Here is a 13,238-nt window from a genome sequence, read left to right on the forward strand (position 1 = left end):
AGTTAGCAGTGAACAGTGAACAGTGAACAGTTAGCAGCGAACAGTTGAAAGGTACACGACTTTCTAACTGTTCACTGCTAACTGTTCACTGTTAATAGCTTCCACTGCCCGGCTGGCCTTTATGCCCTGCGCCGTGAAATGTGCCAGCGCCATGATGGTGAGCATGGGATTGACGCCGCTGCACGCCGGGAAGGCCGAGCCATCGGCCACGAAAAGGTTCTGCACCTCCACGGTTTCGCCGTTGAGCTTGAGCGGGTGGGTGGTCGCGTCGCCGCCCATGCGGCAGGTACTCATCTGGTGGGCGCTGTAGAGGCCGAACTGGTTGGGTTTCCAGCTCAGGTGCGGCAGCTTGTCGAGGACTTCGGGGTTTTGGAGCACGCCGTCCTTCGTGTGCAGCGTGGGCAGGGTGCCGTGGGGCAGATACACCAGCTCGGCCCCGGCCGCGACGTGAATTTGCGCGGCGGCGCGCACGCCTTCCAGCATGTTGGCGCGGTCGAAATCCGACAGGGCGTAGTCAATCAGCGGCGCGCCGTTTTTGTCGATGCTGACGCGGCCGCCGTCGCGGTCGCGGGTGAGCACGATGAACGAGCCAAGGTGGTCGGCATCGCGCAGCAGCTCGTGGTGCTGGCGGCCCGAGAGCCAGGGTAGCACCATGCTCAGCAGGCCGGGGTGGGTGGGCGGCGTCTCCAGCTTCGCGCCGAAGTTGGTGCCGTGCAGCATGGTATAGGTGTCGTTCACCACGCTCATGCTGGGGCCGTGCCAGGAGTTCATGGCGTGCGGGTAGCGGGCGCCCACCACCACCGTGGGGTGCAGGTGGAGGTGGCGGCCCAGGTGCGGGTGCTTCAGGCCGGAGCGCAGCAGCAGCGCGGGCGTCTGGACGGCCCCGCCGGCCACCACCACGCGCCGCGCCTTCACGCTGATGCGCACGGTTTGGCCGTTTTCGGTGGTGTGTACGGCCTCGGCACCGGTGGCGCGGCCTTGGGTAATGGTCACGCGGTCCACTTTGGTATCGGCCAGAATGCGGGCCCCGTGCTCGAACGCGGTGAGCAGGTACGTGTTCAGCGTGCCCTGCTTGATGCCGTGGGCGTCGCCCAGCGTGGTGTAGCCGAGGCTGCGAAAATGGCTTTCCGAATCAGTCAGGCCCTTTTCGTTGCGCGGAATCAGCTTCACTTCCTGGCCCAGCTTGGTTGAGCCGTCCCAGAGGGCCTGGTTCTGGCCGTTGTGGCGGGTGTAGTTGGTGTTCACCCCAATGGTGCGGGCCACGGCGTTGAGGCTTTCCTTGAATTCGAGGGTGGTGAAGTGGGGCGCATTATGCTCGCGGGCCCATTCCTGCAACACGTAATCGGGGGTGCGGAAGGCCCCGGCCCAGTTCACGGTGGTGCCCCCGCCCAGGCAGGAGCCGGCCAGGATGCCGATGCTGCCGTCCTGGGTGCTGAGCGTGCCTTTGGCGTCGTAGAGCGTGCCCAGCATGTCCACTTCGCGCTGGGTGAAGTCGCAGCCGTGGCAGTAGGGGCCTTTTTCGATAACCAAAACATCGTAGCCGGCCTGAGCCAATTCGCCGGCCACCACGCCGCCGCCCGCGCCGGAGCCAATCACCAGCACGTCGCATTCGTAGGTGGTGTCGGTTTCGGGCTTCAGCGTGCGGATGGGCTTGGGCGAATCCACCGGCTTCTCATCGGGGCCGGGGTAGCCGAGGCGGCCCCAGGCGGCTGGCGTCTCGGCCGTGCTGCCGCCGTAGTACAGCAGCGTGCACAGCTTGCGCAGCGCGTTAAAGCCTTTGCGCAGCTGCGGCACGTTGCTGGCGGCCCAGCTTTGCAGCAGCTGTTCGCGCTGGGCCGCATCGAGCTTGCGGAACGGCTTGAGCGGCCCGAACCAGGTGAGGCCCAGCAGCGGCTTTTCCAGCAGGTCGAGCAGCTTGCTGAACTCGGCCTGCGCGCCCTCCGGCTGCTCCCGAATGGCTTCCTGCAACTTATCCAGGTTCAGGCCGGCGGAGCCAGCGGGGCTGCCATCGGGCAGGGCGGGAATGAAGGTGTCGGCCAGAGCCTGCAGGACGGCGGAACGGTCGGGAGTAAGCGAGAACATGGGGCGGGAGTTTTGGAAGGGAAAAGGTAGGGATTTTTCCGCAAAGTGTTAGGCGTGCCGAGTAGTTTTTGGGATGGGTGAGGGCGTGGATGATAGAAAACAGCACGTCATGCTTCGGCAAGCTCAGCATGACGTGCTGTTGTATTGTTTCCCCCGTCCGACCTTTGCCTCAAAGTCACCCTCTCGCCACCTATGGCTCATCTCATCCAAACGCCCGAAACCACCCACCGCGTTTACTTCCAGGACTGCGACATGCTGGGCCACCTCAACAACGCCCGCTACCTCGACTACTTCCTCAACGCCCGCGAAGACCACACCACCGCGCATTATGCCCTGAACATGGGCGAGCTGGCCCGCGAGCAGAAGGCGGCCTGGGTCATCACCAAGCACCACATCAGCTACCTCAAGCCGGCCAAACAGGGCGTGCTGGTGCGAATTCTCAGCCAGCTCATTCACTACGATAACTCCAGCCTGGTGCTCGAAATGCAGATGCGCAACGAGGACGGAACCCGCCTGCTGGCCCTGCTGTGGTCGGAAATGGCCTTCGTGACCACGCCCGCTGGCACCCGCACCGACCACGCCAACGCCATGATGGACCTGCTCGACCAGCTCGACGTCGAAGACGTGAGCTACGACCCTGATGGGTTTGACGAGCGCGTGAAAGAGGTGCGCCAGCAACTGAAGAAGCTGCGGAAAAGCGCCGGCTCAGAGGAATAGAGTAACGCCTGCCATTGCCGCGTTGCGCTGCGCCCCACTCGCAATGATAGGCGACTATTTCTGTGCCCAGACGTTGTCCTTCTCGTTGGCATCCATGAAAATACCGCCTTGCAAGGCCACCGTTTTCGCGGCTTTTGGCAAGGTGATGGTGGCTTGCTGCTGGTTGGCCTGCCACACGGCGGGCGACTGGTGCAGGGTGGCTTTGCTGCCATCGGCGTATTCCACTACCACATCAAACGGCACGGCGAAACCGCCGATGTTCTGCACGGTGATGGTGCTGCCGCTGGCCGTTACGGCCAGGTCGATGTAGTTGTTGGTGAAAAACCAGTTGTTGAAAAACCAGCTCAAATCCTGGCCGCTGGCGCTACTCATCGAGTTGAAATAGTCCCACGGAATGGGGTGCTTGCCGTGCCAGCGGGTCATGTATTCGTGCAGGCTTTTCTTGAACAGGGCATCGCCGAGCAGGTCTTTCAGGGCCAGGTAGCTGAGGGAGGGCTTGCCGTAGGCGTTGTTGCCGTAGCCGGCGCGCAGCTCGCTGCTGGGCGTGATGATGGGCAGGTCCTCGGCCGTGGCGGCGTCGTGAATCCAGCGGTTGACGCGGAACTTCTTGTAGAACTCGTCGGCTTTTTCCACGCCGTTTTCCTGGCGGCCGATGAGCAGCTCGAACGTGGTGGCCCAGCCTTCGTCCATGAAAGCGTAGCGGCTTTCGTTGATGCCCATGTAGAAGGGGAACCAGGTGTGGGCGATTTCGTGGTCCTGCACCAGCTGCGCGAACTGCGGGTCTTTCTGCGGGCTGTCGTTCACCATCATCGGGTATTCCATGTCGGCAAAGCCCTGGAAAGCCGTCATTTTAGGAAATGGGTAGGCCACGCCGGGCCAGTTGCTGGCGTTGGAAAACCAGCCGAGGGCGAACTGGCCGTTTTTCACCGAAGAGTGGAAATCCAAGGTGGAATCGGCGAAGGCGGCTTGCACGCTGGTGCGGCGCTTGGCGGGGGCGTCCACGATGACGCTGGCGGCATCCCAGACATAGTGGTTGCTCAGGCCGAGGGTCACGTCGGAGATGTCGCGGGCGGTCCAGACCCAGGTGTTGGTGGGCTGCTGGTTGGTGATGCTGTTCCTGGCCAGGTCGGCGGCGGTGGCGACGTGGATAACGGCGTCGCTGGTCATCGACTGCCTGAGGCGCTTGGCGGCGGCGGGCTGGAGCACCTGCTGCGGGTTTTGCAGCGTGCCGGTGGCCCACACGATGTAGTTGGCCGGCACCCGCACGCGCAGGGTGTAGTCGTTGAAATCGTTGTAAAACTCCTTGCTATCCACGAAAGGCAGGCGGTCCCAGCCGTTGTAGTCGTCGTACACCGCGATGCGGGGATAGAAGTAGGCCAGGAAGTAAGTGGTGGGGTCAATCATGCCTTCCCGGCCGCTTTCAATGGAAATGGGGAAGTGCCAGGCCACGGTGAATTTCACCGAATCGTGCGGGGCCAGGGGGCGCGGCAGGCGCACGGTCTGGAAGGTGGCGGGGCCGGCTTTGCCGGTGTAGGGCCGCACCTGGCCGGCCACGGTGAAGGTGTCGACCTGCAGGCCGGTGGTGAGGTAGTCGGCCGAGGCGTCGCCGTCGCGGCTCGCGCCGGGCTGGTGGATGTTCTGGATAATGCGCAGGACTACTTGCTTGAGCGTGTCGGGGCTGTTGTTGAAGTAGGTGATGCGCTCGCGGCCGCGAATGTCGCGGGCGGGCGGCGCAGCGGCCACCGTGATGTCGTAGCGGGCGCGGTTTTGCCAGTAGTTGGGGCCGGGGCGGCCGTCGGGGGCGCGGGTGCCTTTGGCGAAAGCCTGCTTGATATCGCGCGGCATGTAGAGGGATTGGGCGGCGGCGGCTTGCGTGAGGCCGGCGAGCAGGAGCAGGGTAAGCAGGGTTCGAATCATAGAAGGGGACAGACGGGGCGAGGTGGTAAGCGTTGCACCAGCGCCGGGCAAAAATAGGCGACGCGGCCGGGTCACCTCACCCCCTGACCCCCTCTCCCGCGGAGAGGGGGCACCGGCTCTGCGTCAGTGAAAAGGTAAAAGGGAAGAGTTAAAAAGGAGAAGAGAGGTTTTTACTCTCAACTTTGAACTCAATCGTCCGGCTCCCCTCTCCGCGGGACTCTGCGCATAACGCAGATGCGGGCCGGGGATGAGGTGCCCCACGCCTTGGTCGATGCAATCGCATCGTTTGGCGATGAGAGGCCACGCTGCGTCTTTCGGGCCAATTAATGCCCGGCTCTTTCAGTGGGTGGGGCGTACTTTTCCTGCTAAAGCTTACTTATGCACGTTCTGAATACTTCACCAGCCTTGGCAAAGCCGGAAAAAAGCCTCCTTCGAATTTCCCGGTTTGGCATTCTCTGGCTGCTGCTGAGTTTGCCGGGCACCTTCGCCGCAGCGGCCCAGCCCGTGGCCATCCGCCCCAGGCCAGTGGTAAGGGATACTGTGACGCACGACGACTCGCACCGCCTCGAAGTGGCCTACACTACGCTGAGCGGCATTTCGGGGCAGGTGCGCAACGTGTTCGACTCGCGGGAAGTGACCGAGGAGCTGCCGGATATCGACGAGAACCTGCATGCCATCCGGCACAGCGTGGAAGAAACCGGGCAGGTGGTCGACATCAAGCAGCTGCAGATGTGCCAGCTCATGCTGGGCAACATTCAGGAGCAGCTGGCGGAGTGGCGCACGGCGCTGGGCGAGGCCCACGAGCAGCTGGAGGGCATGCAGGGCCGGCTGGCCGGCCTGGCTCGCCCGCCCGCCCGCATTGTTAATCCCGATGCGGCGGAGATGGCCCTGGAGCGGGCCGACTCGGCCCTGCAGGTGCGGCAGAAGCGCATTGGCGGGCTGCTCACCAAGCGCTTTGAGCGCGCCCGGCAGCTGCAAACCCAGGTGGCGGCCAGCTACATTCAGACCCTGGAATTGCAGGACGAGGTGAGCGACCAGATGCGCCGCTTCGGGCGCACCACCATTAAGGCCGCGTTTCCGCCGCTGTGGGCGGCGCGGGCGGCCCCGGTGCGCCGGTCGGCCGACGCGGCCCACGCGGCGGCCGACCGGCGCGAAATCATCAACTTCTACTTTGCCAACAACTGGGACAACTGGGCCTTTATGGGGCTCATCGGGCTGGTGTTCTACGGTTGGGTGGCCTTCAACTACCGGCGCGTGAAAGCGCGCACGCTGCAGCTGGAGGAGGATTTTCGCTACCTGCGGCCGGGGCCGGTGGCGGCTACTGCCGTGGTGGTGTTCAGCCTGGCGCCGGCCCTGGAGCTGCACCCGCCGCCCGTGTACCTGGCACTGCTCCAGGCCTTGCTGCTGGTGGCGCTCACGGCGGTATTTGCCCGGAGCTGGTCGCGCCAGCTGTTTCGGTACTGGCTGGGGCTGGTGGTTTTCGTGGTGGTCCTCACCGTCACCAACGCCAACGCGGCCACGGGATTGGGGGCGCGCTGGGGCCTGCTGGTGCTGAACGTGCTGGCGGCCGGGCTGGGCGCGCTGCTGCTGCTGCGCCTGCGCGAAACGATGGCGCTGCTGCGCTTCCTCATCCCCGTGACGTGGCTGTTTATCGGGCTGAACCTGCTGGCGGTGGTCTGTAACGTGTTTGGGCGGCTGAGCCTGGCGAAGATGTTTGGGACGGCGGCCATTTTTGGGCTCACGCAGGGCATTGGGCTGGCCGTGTTCGTGGAGCTGTTCACCGAGGCTTTCCACCTCCAGATTCTGGGTACCCGCTCGGGCGAGGGCAGCTCGGCCACGTTCGATTTCGACAAGATTGAGAAGCACTTGCTGCGGCTGCTCACGGTGGTGGCCGGGGCCTTGTGGCTGCTGGTGTTCACCTCCAACCTGAACCTGTACTCGACCCTCTACGCCGGCCTGGAGCGCCTGCTGACCACCCCGCACACGCTGGGCAGCACCGAATTCACGCTCGGCAACATCCTGCTGTTCTTCTTTATCCTGTTCGCTTCGGCGCAATTGCAGCAGTACATCGGCTACTTTTTTGGTGATGTGGGCGAGGACGACAGCGCCGAGGCGCGGCACCGGGGCTCGTGGCTGGTGGCGCTGCGGCTGCTGCTGGTGGTGGTGGGTTTCGCGCTGGCCACGGCGGCCACGGGCCTGCCGCTGAGCAAGATTGCCATTGTGTTTGGGGCGCTCAGCGTGGGCATTGGCCTGGGCTTGCAGAGCATTGTGAACAACCTGGTGTCGGGCATTATCCTGATTTTTGAGCGGCCGTTTCATGTGGGCGACTTCATTGAGGTGGCCGGCAAGGCGGGGCGGGTGCAGGACATCGGCATCCGCTCCAGCAAGCTCACGTCGGTGACGGGGTCCGAAATCATCGTGCCCAACGGCGACTTGCTCTCGAACCACGTCATCAACTGGACGCGCACGAACGACCACATCCGGGTGGACCTGGTGCTGAAGCTGGCCCCCGGCACCGAGGACCTGCAAACCGACTTGCAGAAGGCCCGGGAGCTGATTCAGGAGGAAATCAAAACCAGCCCCTACACCATGCACAACCTGCCGCCCGAAATCCTGCTCAGCAGCATCAACGGGCAGGTGTACGAGCTGAAGGTGCTGTTCTGGATTACCAACATCCGCCAGGAGCAGCTCACGAAAAGCGAGATTCTGGCGGGGATTTACCGGCGGTTCACGGCGCAGGGGCTGATGCTGAGCTAGGGAGTAGCGCAAAATTGGTGGTGCGCCCCCCCGCGCCGTTAAGATTGTTCGGGTTTCTGCCGGGCCGTGGACTCCAGCGCCCGCGCTACAGCAAATAGCATCTTCCGGGTACCGGAAGGCAACAAAAATGGGGCCGGCGGCAACGGATATGGGCGCTGCCGCAACGGATTTTGGGCCGGCTGCCACCGATGCGGGGCCGACCGCAACGGTGGTGGGCCCGTCGGCAACGGCTGCAGGACCGGCCGAAACCGATACGGGGCCGGCAAAAACGGTTGTGGGACCGCCCGCAACCACTGCCTGGCCGCCCGCCGCCGCCCCAGGGCCGGGCGCGGGCGGCCAGGCCCCGCACGAAGCCGGAAAGGGGGTGAAAACCGGTAGAAACCGGGTGGCAAAACCGGCGATATTGCATTTTTCTCCTATAGTCGGCGGGCGGGTTGGAAGCCCGGATAAGCTCACTACATTTGGCCGGAGCAAAAGGCTCACTTCCCATCATTTACCCTGAATGGCCATGAATAAGTCCGGACTTCCCGTGTCGCAAGGCGACCTGTACCTGCTGTTGCCCCTGGCGTGGCAGGCCTACACCGACCACCTCAGCGCGTTTGCTGAGTACAAAAGCGGCTACACCGAGCAGCTGGCCACCACCCAGCGCCAGGCGCTGGCCGATGCGCAGGCGCTACCCGACGATAGCGCCCGCTCGGGCCAGGCCGAAGCGGTGCGTCAGCAGCTGGTGCCCCAGCTGGCGGAGTACCTCGCCGCCTGGCAGCGCCTCGATGGCTACATCGAGGAAGCCTTTCCCGATAGCTACGACACCATGCGCAACGCGGCCGGCCACGGCAGCTACGAGGCAGCCAGCCAAAACGACTGGGCCAGCGTGACCACCCTGCTGGCGGCGGCCCGCACCTTTGGCGAGGACCACGAGGCGGAGCTGCTGGCCAAGGGCCAGATGCCGGCCACCTTCCTCACCAAAATCCTGGCCGCCGAAGCCGCCGACGTCACCCGGCTGCTGGGAGAATATCAGCAGCTAAAAGGCACGGCCCAGCAAGGCACCACCACCCAGCAAACCGCCAACCGCGCCCTCTACGACGACTACCAGAAGATGAACCGCGACGCCCAGCGCATCTTCCGACGCCAGCCCGACATCGCCCGCCTCTTCCAGACCGAGTACCTGCTGGGCCTGGTGCGCGGCCCCGGCCAGGCCGGCCTGCGCGGCACCCTCACCCTGGCCGATGGCACCCTGGCTTCGGGCATCACCGTGGCCGTGCAAGGCCCCAAAGGCCCCGTCGAAACCGTGAGCGACGCGGAGGGCCGCTACGCCCTGCCTATCCCGGCGGGCGACTACACGCTGGTCTTCAGCGGGGCCGGCGTGGCCCGGCAGGAAGTGCCGGTGACGGTGGCAGCGGGCGTGAAGAAGCGGGTGGATGGGGTGCTGGGGCAAGAAGCTGTAAATTAGTGGCCGCATTAAAACGCGTTGTTATTATGGCAGAGAAACCAGTAGTAGGCTACCGGAAAACGTATTTGCGGGGCAACGCGGAAGAAGTTGTGCGGTTGATGGATGCGCTACCTCTCTATTTTGGGACGGCCTGGGAAAGGGACACCCAGAGCGAAGACCGCAGCTTGGGGATGCCTTTTGCTGATACCAGCTACCGGTGCTATCATTTTAAAGGCAGCGGGGAGTTGCCAGCGGCCCGGCTGTGGCTGATGATACAGCAGACTGTTTCGGAAGTCATCAACATTGTGCCCGAAACCCGGCGGTATTGGATGCCTGGAGGGCTTTCGATGTCGGAATACGAGGGCATTCTGGATGCTTTTCTGGGGCTGGTATACCAAGCACGGGAGACGCTAACTGTCGAAGTTCAGCTTGAGCATACGCCGCCCGAGCGCAACCTGAACGATGTGATGCCAACCGAAACAGCGGTTTTGTTCAGGGAATTCGCCACCGATGCTAACCCAACTACTGGCAACCTGTATTCAGAGGATGCAAAGAGATGGTATGCTTTTATCATTAGTGCCCACCGCCATGCTGCGCAAATTGATTCAGACTTTCTACGGAAGTGGTTGGGGGCGAATACGGACTGGTATGAAGAGGTAATTGAGCGGGTAGTCACGGAAACGGAGTCAGCTTTGGAGCTGCTGAACGTGTATGATGGTCACCGCCGCGCCGCTTAAAATAGCGGAGGCGGTAGCGGCATGTAATGCGGCGCCGGCTCCGATTGTGTTTATCGATACATGTGCCTTGCTGGACCTGATTCGGTATATCGGGCGGGAGCCTGCACAAGCAAAAACAAGCGTCCTGCAAACAACAGCAAAAGGGAGTCAGCCAGCGACGGCCCAAGGCATCCAAACTGCATTACGGCTTTTGCAAGCTAGCCGTCAGGCAACTGGCGCAACGCATCTTATTATTCACGAACTGGTCCCCGTAGAATGGCGGGATAATGTAGGCAAAACCAAAAGTATCGTTGATGGAGAAATTCAAAACGCTAATATGCTGGTGGCACGACTGAATGATATTGGAAAACTTAACCCTGCCTATGAATCCACTTCATTTCATTTGTCTGATGGGTTGAGTGTAATAGCTCAACTAGAAGGCCTGGGTGAAGAGCTGCAGCGAGGCAGTAAGCTAGTAGCTGGTGATAGAGACTGCGAATACCGGGCGTACCAGCGCAGTCTGCGCAGCGAGGCACCTGCTTCTAAGGACAAGTCGGAATTAAAGGATTGTACGATTATTGAGCATTACCTGGAAGTAGCTACTCATCTATCAGATGCATGCAGACCTCGGTACTTTGTGTCTTCCAATAAGAATGATTATGGTGACAACGAAATGAAACTCCGGGCACCTTTGGCTGCTGAATTCGCTGAAGTTGGCTTAAAGTGGATTCGGGATTTTTCGGCCCTGCATGATTTAGTGCAATGAGAAAATCCCGCTTGCTGGGCCTGATAGTGCTCGGCACGGCCCTGTGGACGGGTTGCGAGCACGCCACCAAAAGCCCCAAATCCCTCGAAACCCCCAGCCCCGCCCAGGCGGCCAAGCCGAAACCCCAGGCCCCGCCGGCCCACCTGCCGAAAGACGCCGTGCAAGGCGACTTCGACGGCGACGGCACCGCCGAATACGTGTGGCTGGTGCCGCCCGAAGTAACCGGCGAGATGGAGTGCCAGGGCGGCTGCACCAGCTACCTGCGGTTCTCGAAGGCGCAGTTTCCGGCCATTGCGAAGGAGGACTGCATCGGCGGGACGCCCACCAACCTGGGCGATTTGAACGGGGACGGCGGCGACGAAATCGGCTTGCTGCCGGAGTGGTTCGTGAGCTGCTGGATGGATTACTTCGTGTTCACCTACCGGGCCGGCCAGTGGGCGCCGCTGGTGCCGCACTTCCCCACGCACTGCGACCAATGGGAAAACGACGTGAAACCCATCGAAAAGGACCCCACTAAAAAAGGCTATGTGCTGGTTCGGTACAGTGTGCTTGCAGACAGCAGCATTGTGGTGAAAACGAAGTCGGTGGCGGTGCGGTAGGCCGGGGGCGGCCCGCCGGTGCCCTGGGTCCGGGCTGTCCGGCCTGGCTCAGGGGCTGCTGCGGGCGGCTACGGGCTTGGCGGCGGGCAGGGTGCGCAGCCAGGAGGCGGCGGCCTCCACGTCGCTGAAGGTGTCAATCAAAGGGTGAGAGACGGCGCGCAGCATCTGGTCCGTTACCGTGCGCGTGGGCCAATCCCGGGCGTTCACCCAGGCCACGGCCAGCAAGCCGTTTTCGGCCAGCCGCGGAAAGAAATCCAGGCTCAGCCAGCCCGAGATTTCGTGCCAGCCGTCCAGCGACTGGGTGCTGTCGTTGAGAATGCAGGTAGCGTGGGTGCTTTGCAGGTAGTGGAGCAGCAGGTCGCAGTTGGCCACGGTCTGTTCGGGGTCGTGGCGGCCGCTCCAGGTCACATACAGGCAGTGCATGGCCGGGTCGTGCGCCACAACCAGGGAGGGCGTGTTGAGCAGCGGTACAATCATCGGGGAAGCTGTGAAGGAATACGATAATACGAAATAACTGACGTTACGCAGTTCCTTCGTTCAAGCGCCGCTGGGGGAGTAGCGCGGACTTTGTAGTCCGCGTTCGGGCGGCTTTGCCGGCGCGGGGACGCGGACTACAGAGTCCGCGCTACTTACCATCCAGGGGCAGCAAATCGGCCGTTGAGCGGTGCAATGCCCCAACCTGTTGATGGAAGTGGGCCCCGGCCGTTTTCGGGCGTGTGCTAAGGGGGAAGGCGCTTGCGCCACGGCGGGGATTTTTACCTGGACGCTGGGAACCCCCGGCCAATCCGGGCGTACAGCAATCGCGCCGGGCATCTTCCCGGCGTCAGCCTTCCATCCTTTCCAACCAATGAGCATCTTCAGCAGCGACAAACTCAAGGGCAAGAAAATTGCCATTATTGCCACCGACGGCTTCGAGCAGGCCGAACTCGACGAGCCCAAAAAATACCTCGAAGGCGAGGGCGCCGAAACCCACGTCATTTCCATCAAAAGTGGCTCCATCAAGGGCTGGGACGGCCCCAACAAGGACTGGGGCGACAAAGTAGCCGTCGACAAAGTCATCACCGACGCGAAGCCCGCCGACTACGACGCCCTGGTGCTGCCCGGCGGCCAGATGAACCCCGACGTGCTGCGCACGAACAAGGACGTGGTGGCTTTCGTGAAAGAATTCGCCGGCTCGGGCAAGGTGGTGGCCGCCATCTGCCACGGCCCTTGGACACTGATTGAGGCCGGCGTGGTGCGCGGCAAGCGCATGACCAGCTGGCCCAGTCTGCAAACCGACCTGCGCAACGCCGGCGCTCACTGGGAAGACTCCGAAGTGGTAACCGACCACGGCCTCATCACCAGCCGCAAGCCGGAGGACATTCCGGCCTTCAACAAGAAAATTGTGGAAGAAATGCTGGAGCCCCAGCACGGCGGCCACAACTAAGAATTGGTGAGCATCAAACAAAAGCCCCGAATCTGTGCAGATTCGGGGCTTTTTGCGTTTTCTTTTAATGAGGAACTGCTACTTCCGGCCAATAATCCACTTGTAGATATCGGTGGGCGTATCGGGGTTGAAGGGAGAAGAAGCTGCCTTTGCCGGGGTTTCGCTGGCGAATTGCAGGGCGTGGTTGAGGCCGGGGTAGCGCAGCTCGGCCACGCGGGCATTGCTGCGGAGGCCCTTTTTGAGCGAAGCCAGGTTGAGGGCGGCGTTCACGTGCCCGCCGGGCAGCGGCTATAGTAAGAACACCAGCCACTGCCGGCCTTGCCAGTGCAGCAAGCTCCACATCACGGCATCGAACACCAGCAGGAAACCGCCCTGCACCCACAAGGCTTGCCCAAACCCCAGCAGCCGGGCAGGGGTGGTTGCGCCCGGCACGGCGGCCAGCGTCCGCAGGTAAAACCCCGTCATGATGTAGGCCACATCCAGCCCGGCGTTGAGCAGGAACAGGTTTTCGTTGAAAAGCTGGGCCTGGAATAAATCGGCCAGCGCCAGACCCGCCGGGGCTTTCGGGTGCCACTGCCAGATGCCCCAAAAGGCCAGCACCGCATTGACCACGCCCCAGCACACGTTCATGCCGTGGAAATAATACGGCCGGTGGCGGCGGTCGGCCCGGCGCAGCAGGTAGCCGCTCACCACCAGGTTGAGCAGCGCCCAGGAGGCCAACACGGCCAGGCCCCGGCCCAAAAGCAGCTCGCGGGCCTGGTGAAAAGTGGCAAGTTCGGCGGCGGGCAAAGCAGTCATGGCGAGGAGGAGCAGGACGGTGAAGCAACAA

Annotated in this window: 12 protein-coding genes; 7 read left to right on the forward strand and 5 right to left on the reverse strand. The window is 62.6% G+C overall.

Going from position 1 to position 13,238, the window contains the following annotated elements; genetic code table 11:
- Positions 1-63 precede the first annotated feature (63 nt).
- Positions 64-2,082 (reverse strand): FAD-dependent oxidoreductase, encoded by a 2,019-nt coding sequence (locus J4G38_RS12265; protein WP_210521283.1) that lies wholly within the window; start codon positions 2,080-2,082, stop codon positions 64-66.
- Between the two features lie 192 nt (positions 2,083-2,274).
- Here J4G38_RS12265 and J4G38_RS12270 point away from each other — a divergent pair, with 192 nt between their 5' ends.
- The gene (locus J4G38_RS12270) at positions 2,275-2,799 is read left to right on the forward strand and encodes an acyl-CoA thioesterase (protein ID WP_210521284.1); all 525 of its coding nucleotides are present in this window, start codon (positions 2,275-2,277) and stop codon (positions 2,797-2,799) included.
- A 54-nt stretch (positions 2,800-2,853) separates the two neighbouring features.
- Here the strand turns inward: J4G38_RS12270 and J4G38_RS12275 are convergent, their stop codons facing one another.
- Entirely contained in the window at positions 2,854-4,716 is a 1,863-nt protein-coding gene (locus J4G38_RS12275; protein WP_210521285.1) for a M1 family metallopeptidase, read from the reverse strand.
- 405 nt (positions 4,717-5,121) lie between these two features.
- On the opposite strand from J4G38_RS12275, the gene J4G38_RS12280 reads away from it, so the two are divergent.
- The 5 genes from J4G38_RS12280 to J4G38_RS12300 all read left to right on the forward strand — a co-directional run bounded on the left by J4G38_RS12280 (position 5,122) and on the right by J4G38_RS12300 (position 10,983).
- Positions 5,122-7,473, forward strand: a complete 2,352-nt coding sequence (locus J4G38_RS12280) for a mechanosensitive ion channel family protein (RefSeq protein ID WP_210521286.1) — start codon at positions 5,122-5,124, stop codon at positions 7,471-7,473.
- A gap of 508 nt (positions 7,474-7,981) precedes the next feature.
- Positions 7,982-8,923: a carboxypeptidase-like regulatory domain-containing protein gene (locus tag J4G38_RS12285; RefSeq protein WP_210521287.1), complete on the forward strand. Its 942-nt coding sequence runs from the start codon at positions 7,982-7,984 to the stop codon at positions 8,921-8,923.
- Positions 8,924-8,949: 26 nt separating this feature from the next.
- A complete protein-coding gene (locus tag J4G38_RS12290; protein ID WP_210521288.1) occupies positions 8,950-9,639 on the forward strand; it encodes a hypothetical protein in 690 nt (229 codons plus the stop codon).
- On the forward strand, positions 9,614-10,384 hold the full coding sequence (locus J4G38_RS12295; protein ID WP_210521289.1) for a PIN domain-containing protein: 771 nt from the start codon (positions 9,614-9,616) through the stop codon (positions 10,382-10,384). Before J4G38_RS12290 ends, J4G38_RS12295 begins: the two co-directional genes overlap by 26 nt.
- Entirely contained in the window at positions 10,381-10,983 is a 603-nt protein-coding gene (locus J4G38_RS12300; RefSeq protein ID WP_210521290.1) for a hypothetical protein, read from the forward strand. The genes J4G38_RS12295 and J4G38_RS12300 overlap by 4 nt, the downstream gene beginning before the upstream one ends.
- Positions 10,984-11,031: 48 nt before the next feature.
- On the opposite strand, the gene J4G38_RS12305 is transcribed toward J4G38_RS12300, so the two are convergent.
- Positions 11,032-11,460, reverse strand: a complete 429-nt coding sequence (locus tag J4G38_RS12305; protein WP_210521291.1) for a hypothetical protein — start codon at positions 11,458-11,460, stop codon at positions 11,032-11,034.
- A gap of 370 nt (positions 11,461-11,830) precedes the next feature.
- Between J4G38_RS12305 and J4G38_RS12310 the strand changes: the two genes are divergently transcribed.
- Complete coding sequence (locus J4G38_RS12310) at positions 11,831-12,409, forward strand: type 1 glutamine amidotransferase domain-containing protein (RefSeq protein WP_210521292.1); 579 nt, start codon at positions 11,831-11,833, stop codon at positions 12,407-12,409.
- A gap of 78 nt (positions 12,410-12,487) precedes the next feature.
- Here J4G38_RS12310 and J4G38_RS12315 read toward each other — a convergent pair whose 3' ends face one another.
- Both J4G38_RS12315 and J4G38_RS12320 read right to left on the reverse strand, forming a co-directional pair.
- The gene (locus tag J4G38_RS12315; protein WP_210521293.1) at positions 12,488-12,679 is read right to left on the reverse strand and encodes a hypothetical protein; all 192 of its coding nucleotides are present in this window, start codon (positions 12,677-12,679) and stop codon (positions 12,488-12,490) included.
- Between the two features lie 18 nt (positions 12,680-12,697).
- Positions 12,698-13,207, reverse strand: a complete 510-nt coding sequence (locus J4G38_RS12320; RefSeq protein WP_210521294.1) for a DUF6992 family protein — start codon at positions 13,205-13,207, stop codon at positions 12,698-12,700.
- Between the last annotated feature and the right edge of the window lie 31 nt (positions 13,208-13,238).

The sequence above is a fragment of the Hymenobacter terricola genome (genome assembly GCF_017921975.2).
Taxonomy (GTDB): domain Bacteria; phylum Bacteroidota; class Bacteroidia; order Cytophagales; family Hymenobacteraceae; genus Hymenobacter; species Hymenobacter terricola.

What these genes read in the sequence shown, in the direction of transcription:
- J4G38_RS12265 (WP_210521283.1), bottom strand. Translation starts at nt 2,082, where the DNA reads ATGTTCTCGCTTACTCCCGACCGTTCCGCCGTCCTGCAGGCTCTGGCC.
- J4G38_RS12270 (WP_210521284.1), top strand. Translation starts at nt 2,275, where the DNA reads ATGGCTCATCTCATCCAAACGCCCGAAACCACCCACCGCGTTTACTTC.
- J4G38_RS12275 (WP_210521285.1), bottom strand. Translation starts at nt 4,716, where the DNA reads ATGATTCGAACCCTGCTTACCCTGCTCCTGCTCGCCGGCCTCACGCAA.
- J4G38_RS12285 (WP_210521287.1), top strand. Translation starts at nt 7,982, where the DNA reads ATGAATAAGTCCGGACTTCCCGTGTCGCAAGGCGACCTGTACCTGCTG.
- J4G38_RS12290 (WP_210521288.1), top strand. Translation starts at nt 8,950, where the DNA reads ATGGCAGAGAAACCAGTAGTAGGCTACCGGAAAACGTATTTGCGGGGC.
- J4G38_RS12295 (WP_210521289.1), top strand. Translation starts at nt 9,614, where the DNA reads ATGATGGTCACCGCCGCGCCGCTTAAAATAGCGGAGGCGGTAGCGGCA.
- J4G38_RS12300 (WP_210521290.1), top strand. Translation starts at nt 10,381, where the DNA reads ATGAGAAAATCCCGCTTGCTGGGCCTGATAGTGCTCGGCACGGCCCTG.
- J4G38_RS12305 (WP_210521291.1), bottom strand. Translation starts at nt 11,460, where the DNA reads ATGATTGTACCGCTGCTCAACACGCCCTCCCTGGTTGTGGCGCACGAC.
- J4G38_RS12310 (WP_210521292.1), top strand. Translation starts at nt 11,831, where the DNA reads ATGAGCATCTTCAGCAGCGACAAACTCAAGGGCAAGAAAATTGCCATT.
- J4G38_RS12320 (WP_210521294.1), bottom strand. Translation starts at nt 13,207, where the DNA reads ATGACTGCTTTGCCCGCCGCCGAACTTGCCACTTTTCACCAGGCCCGC.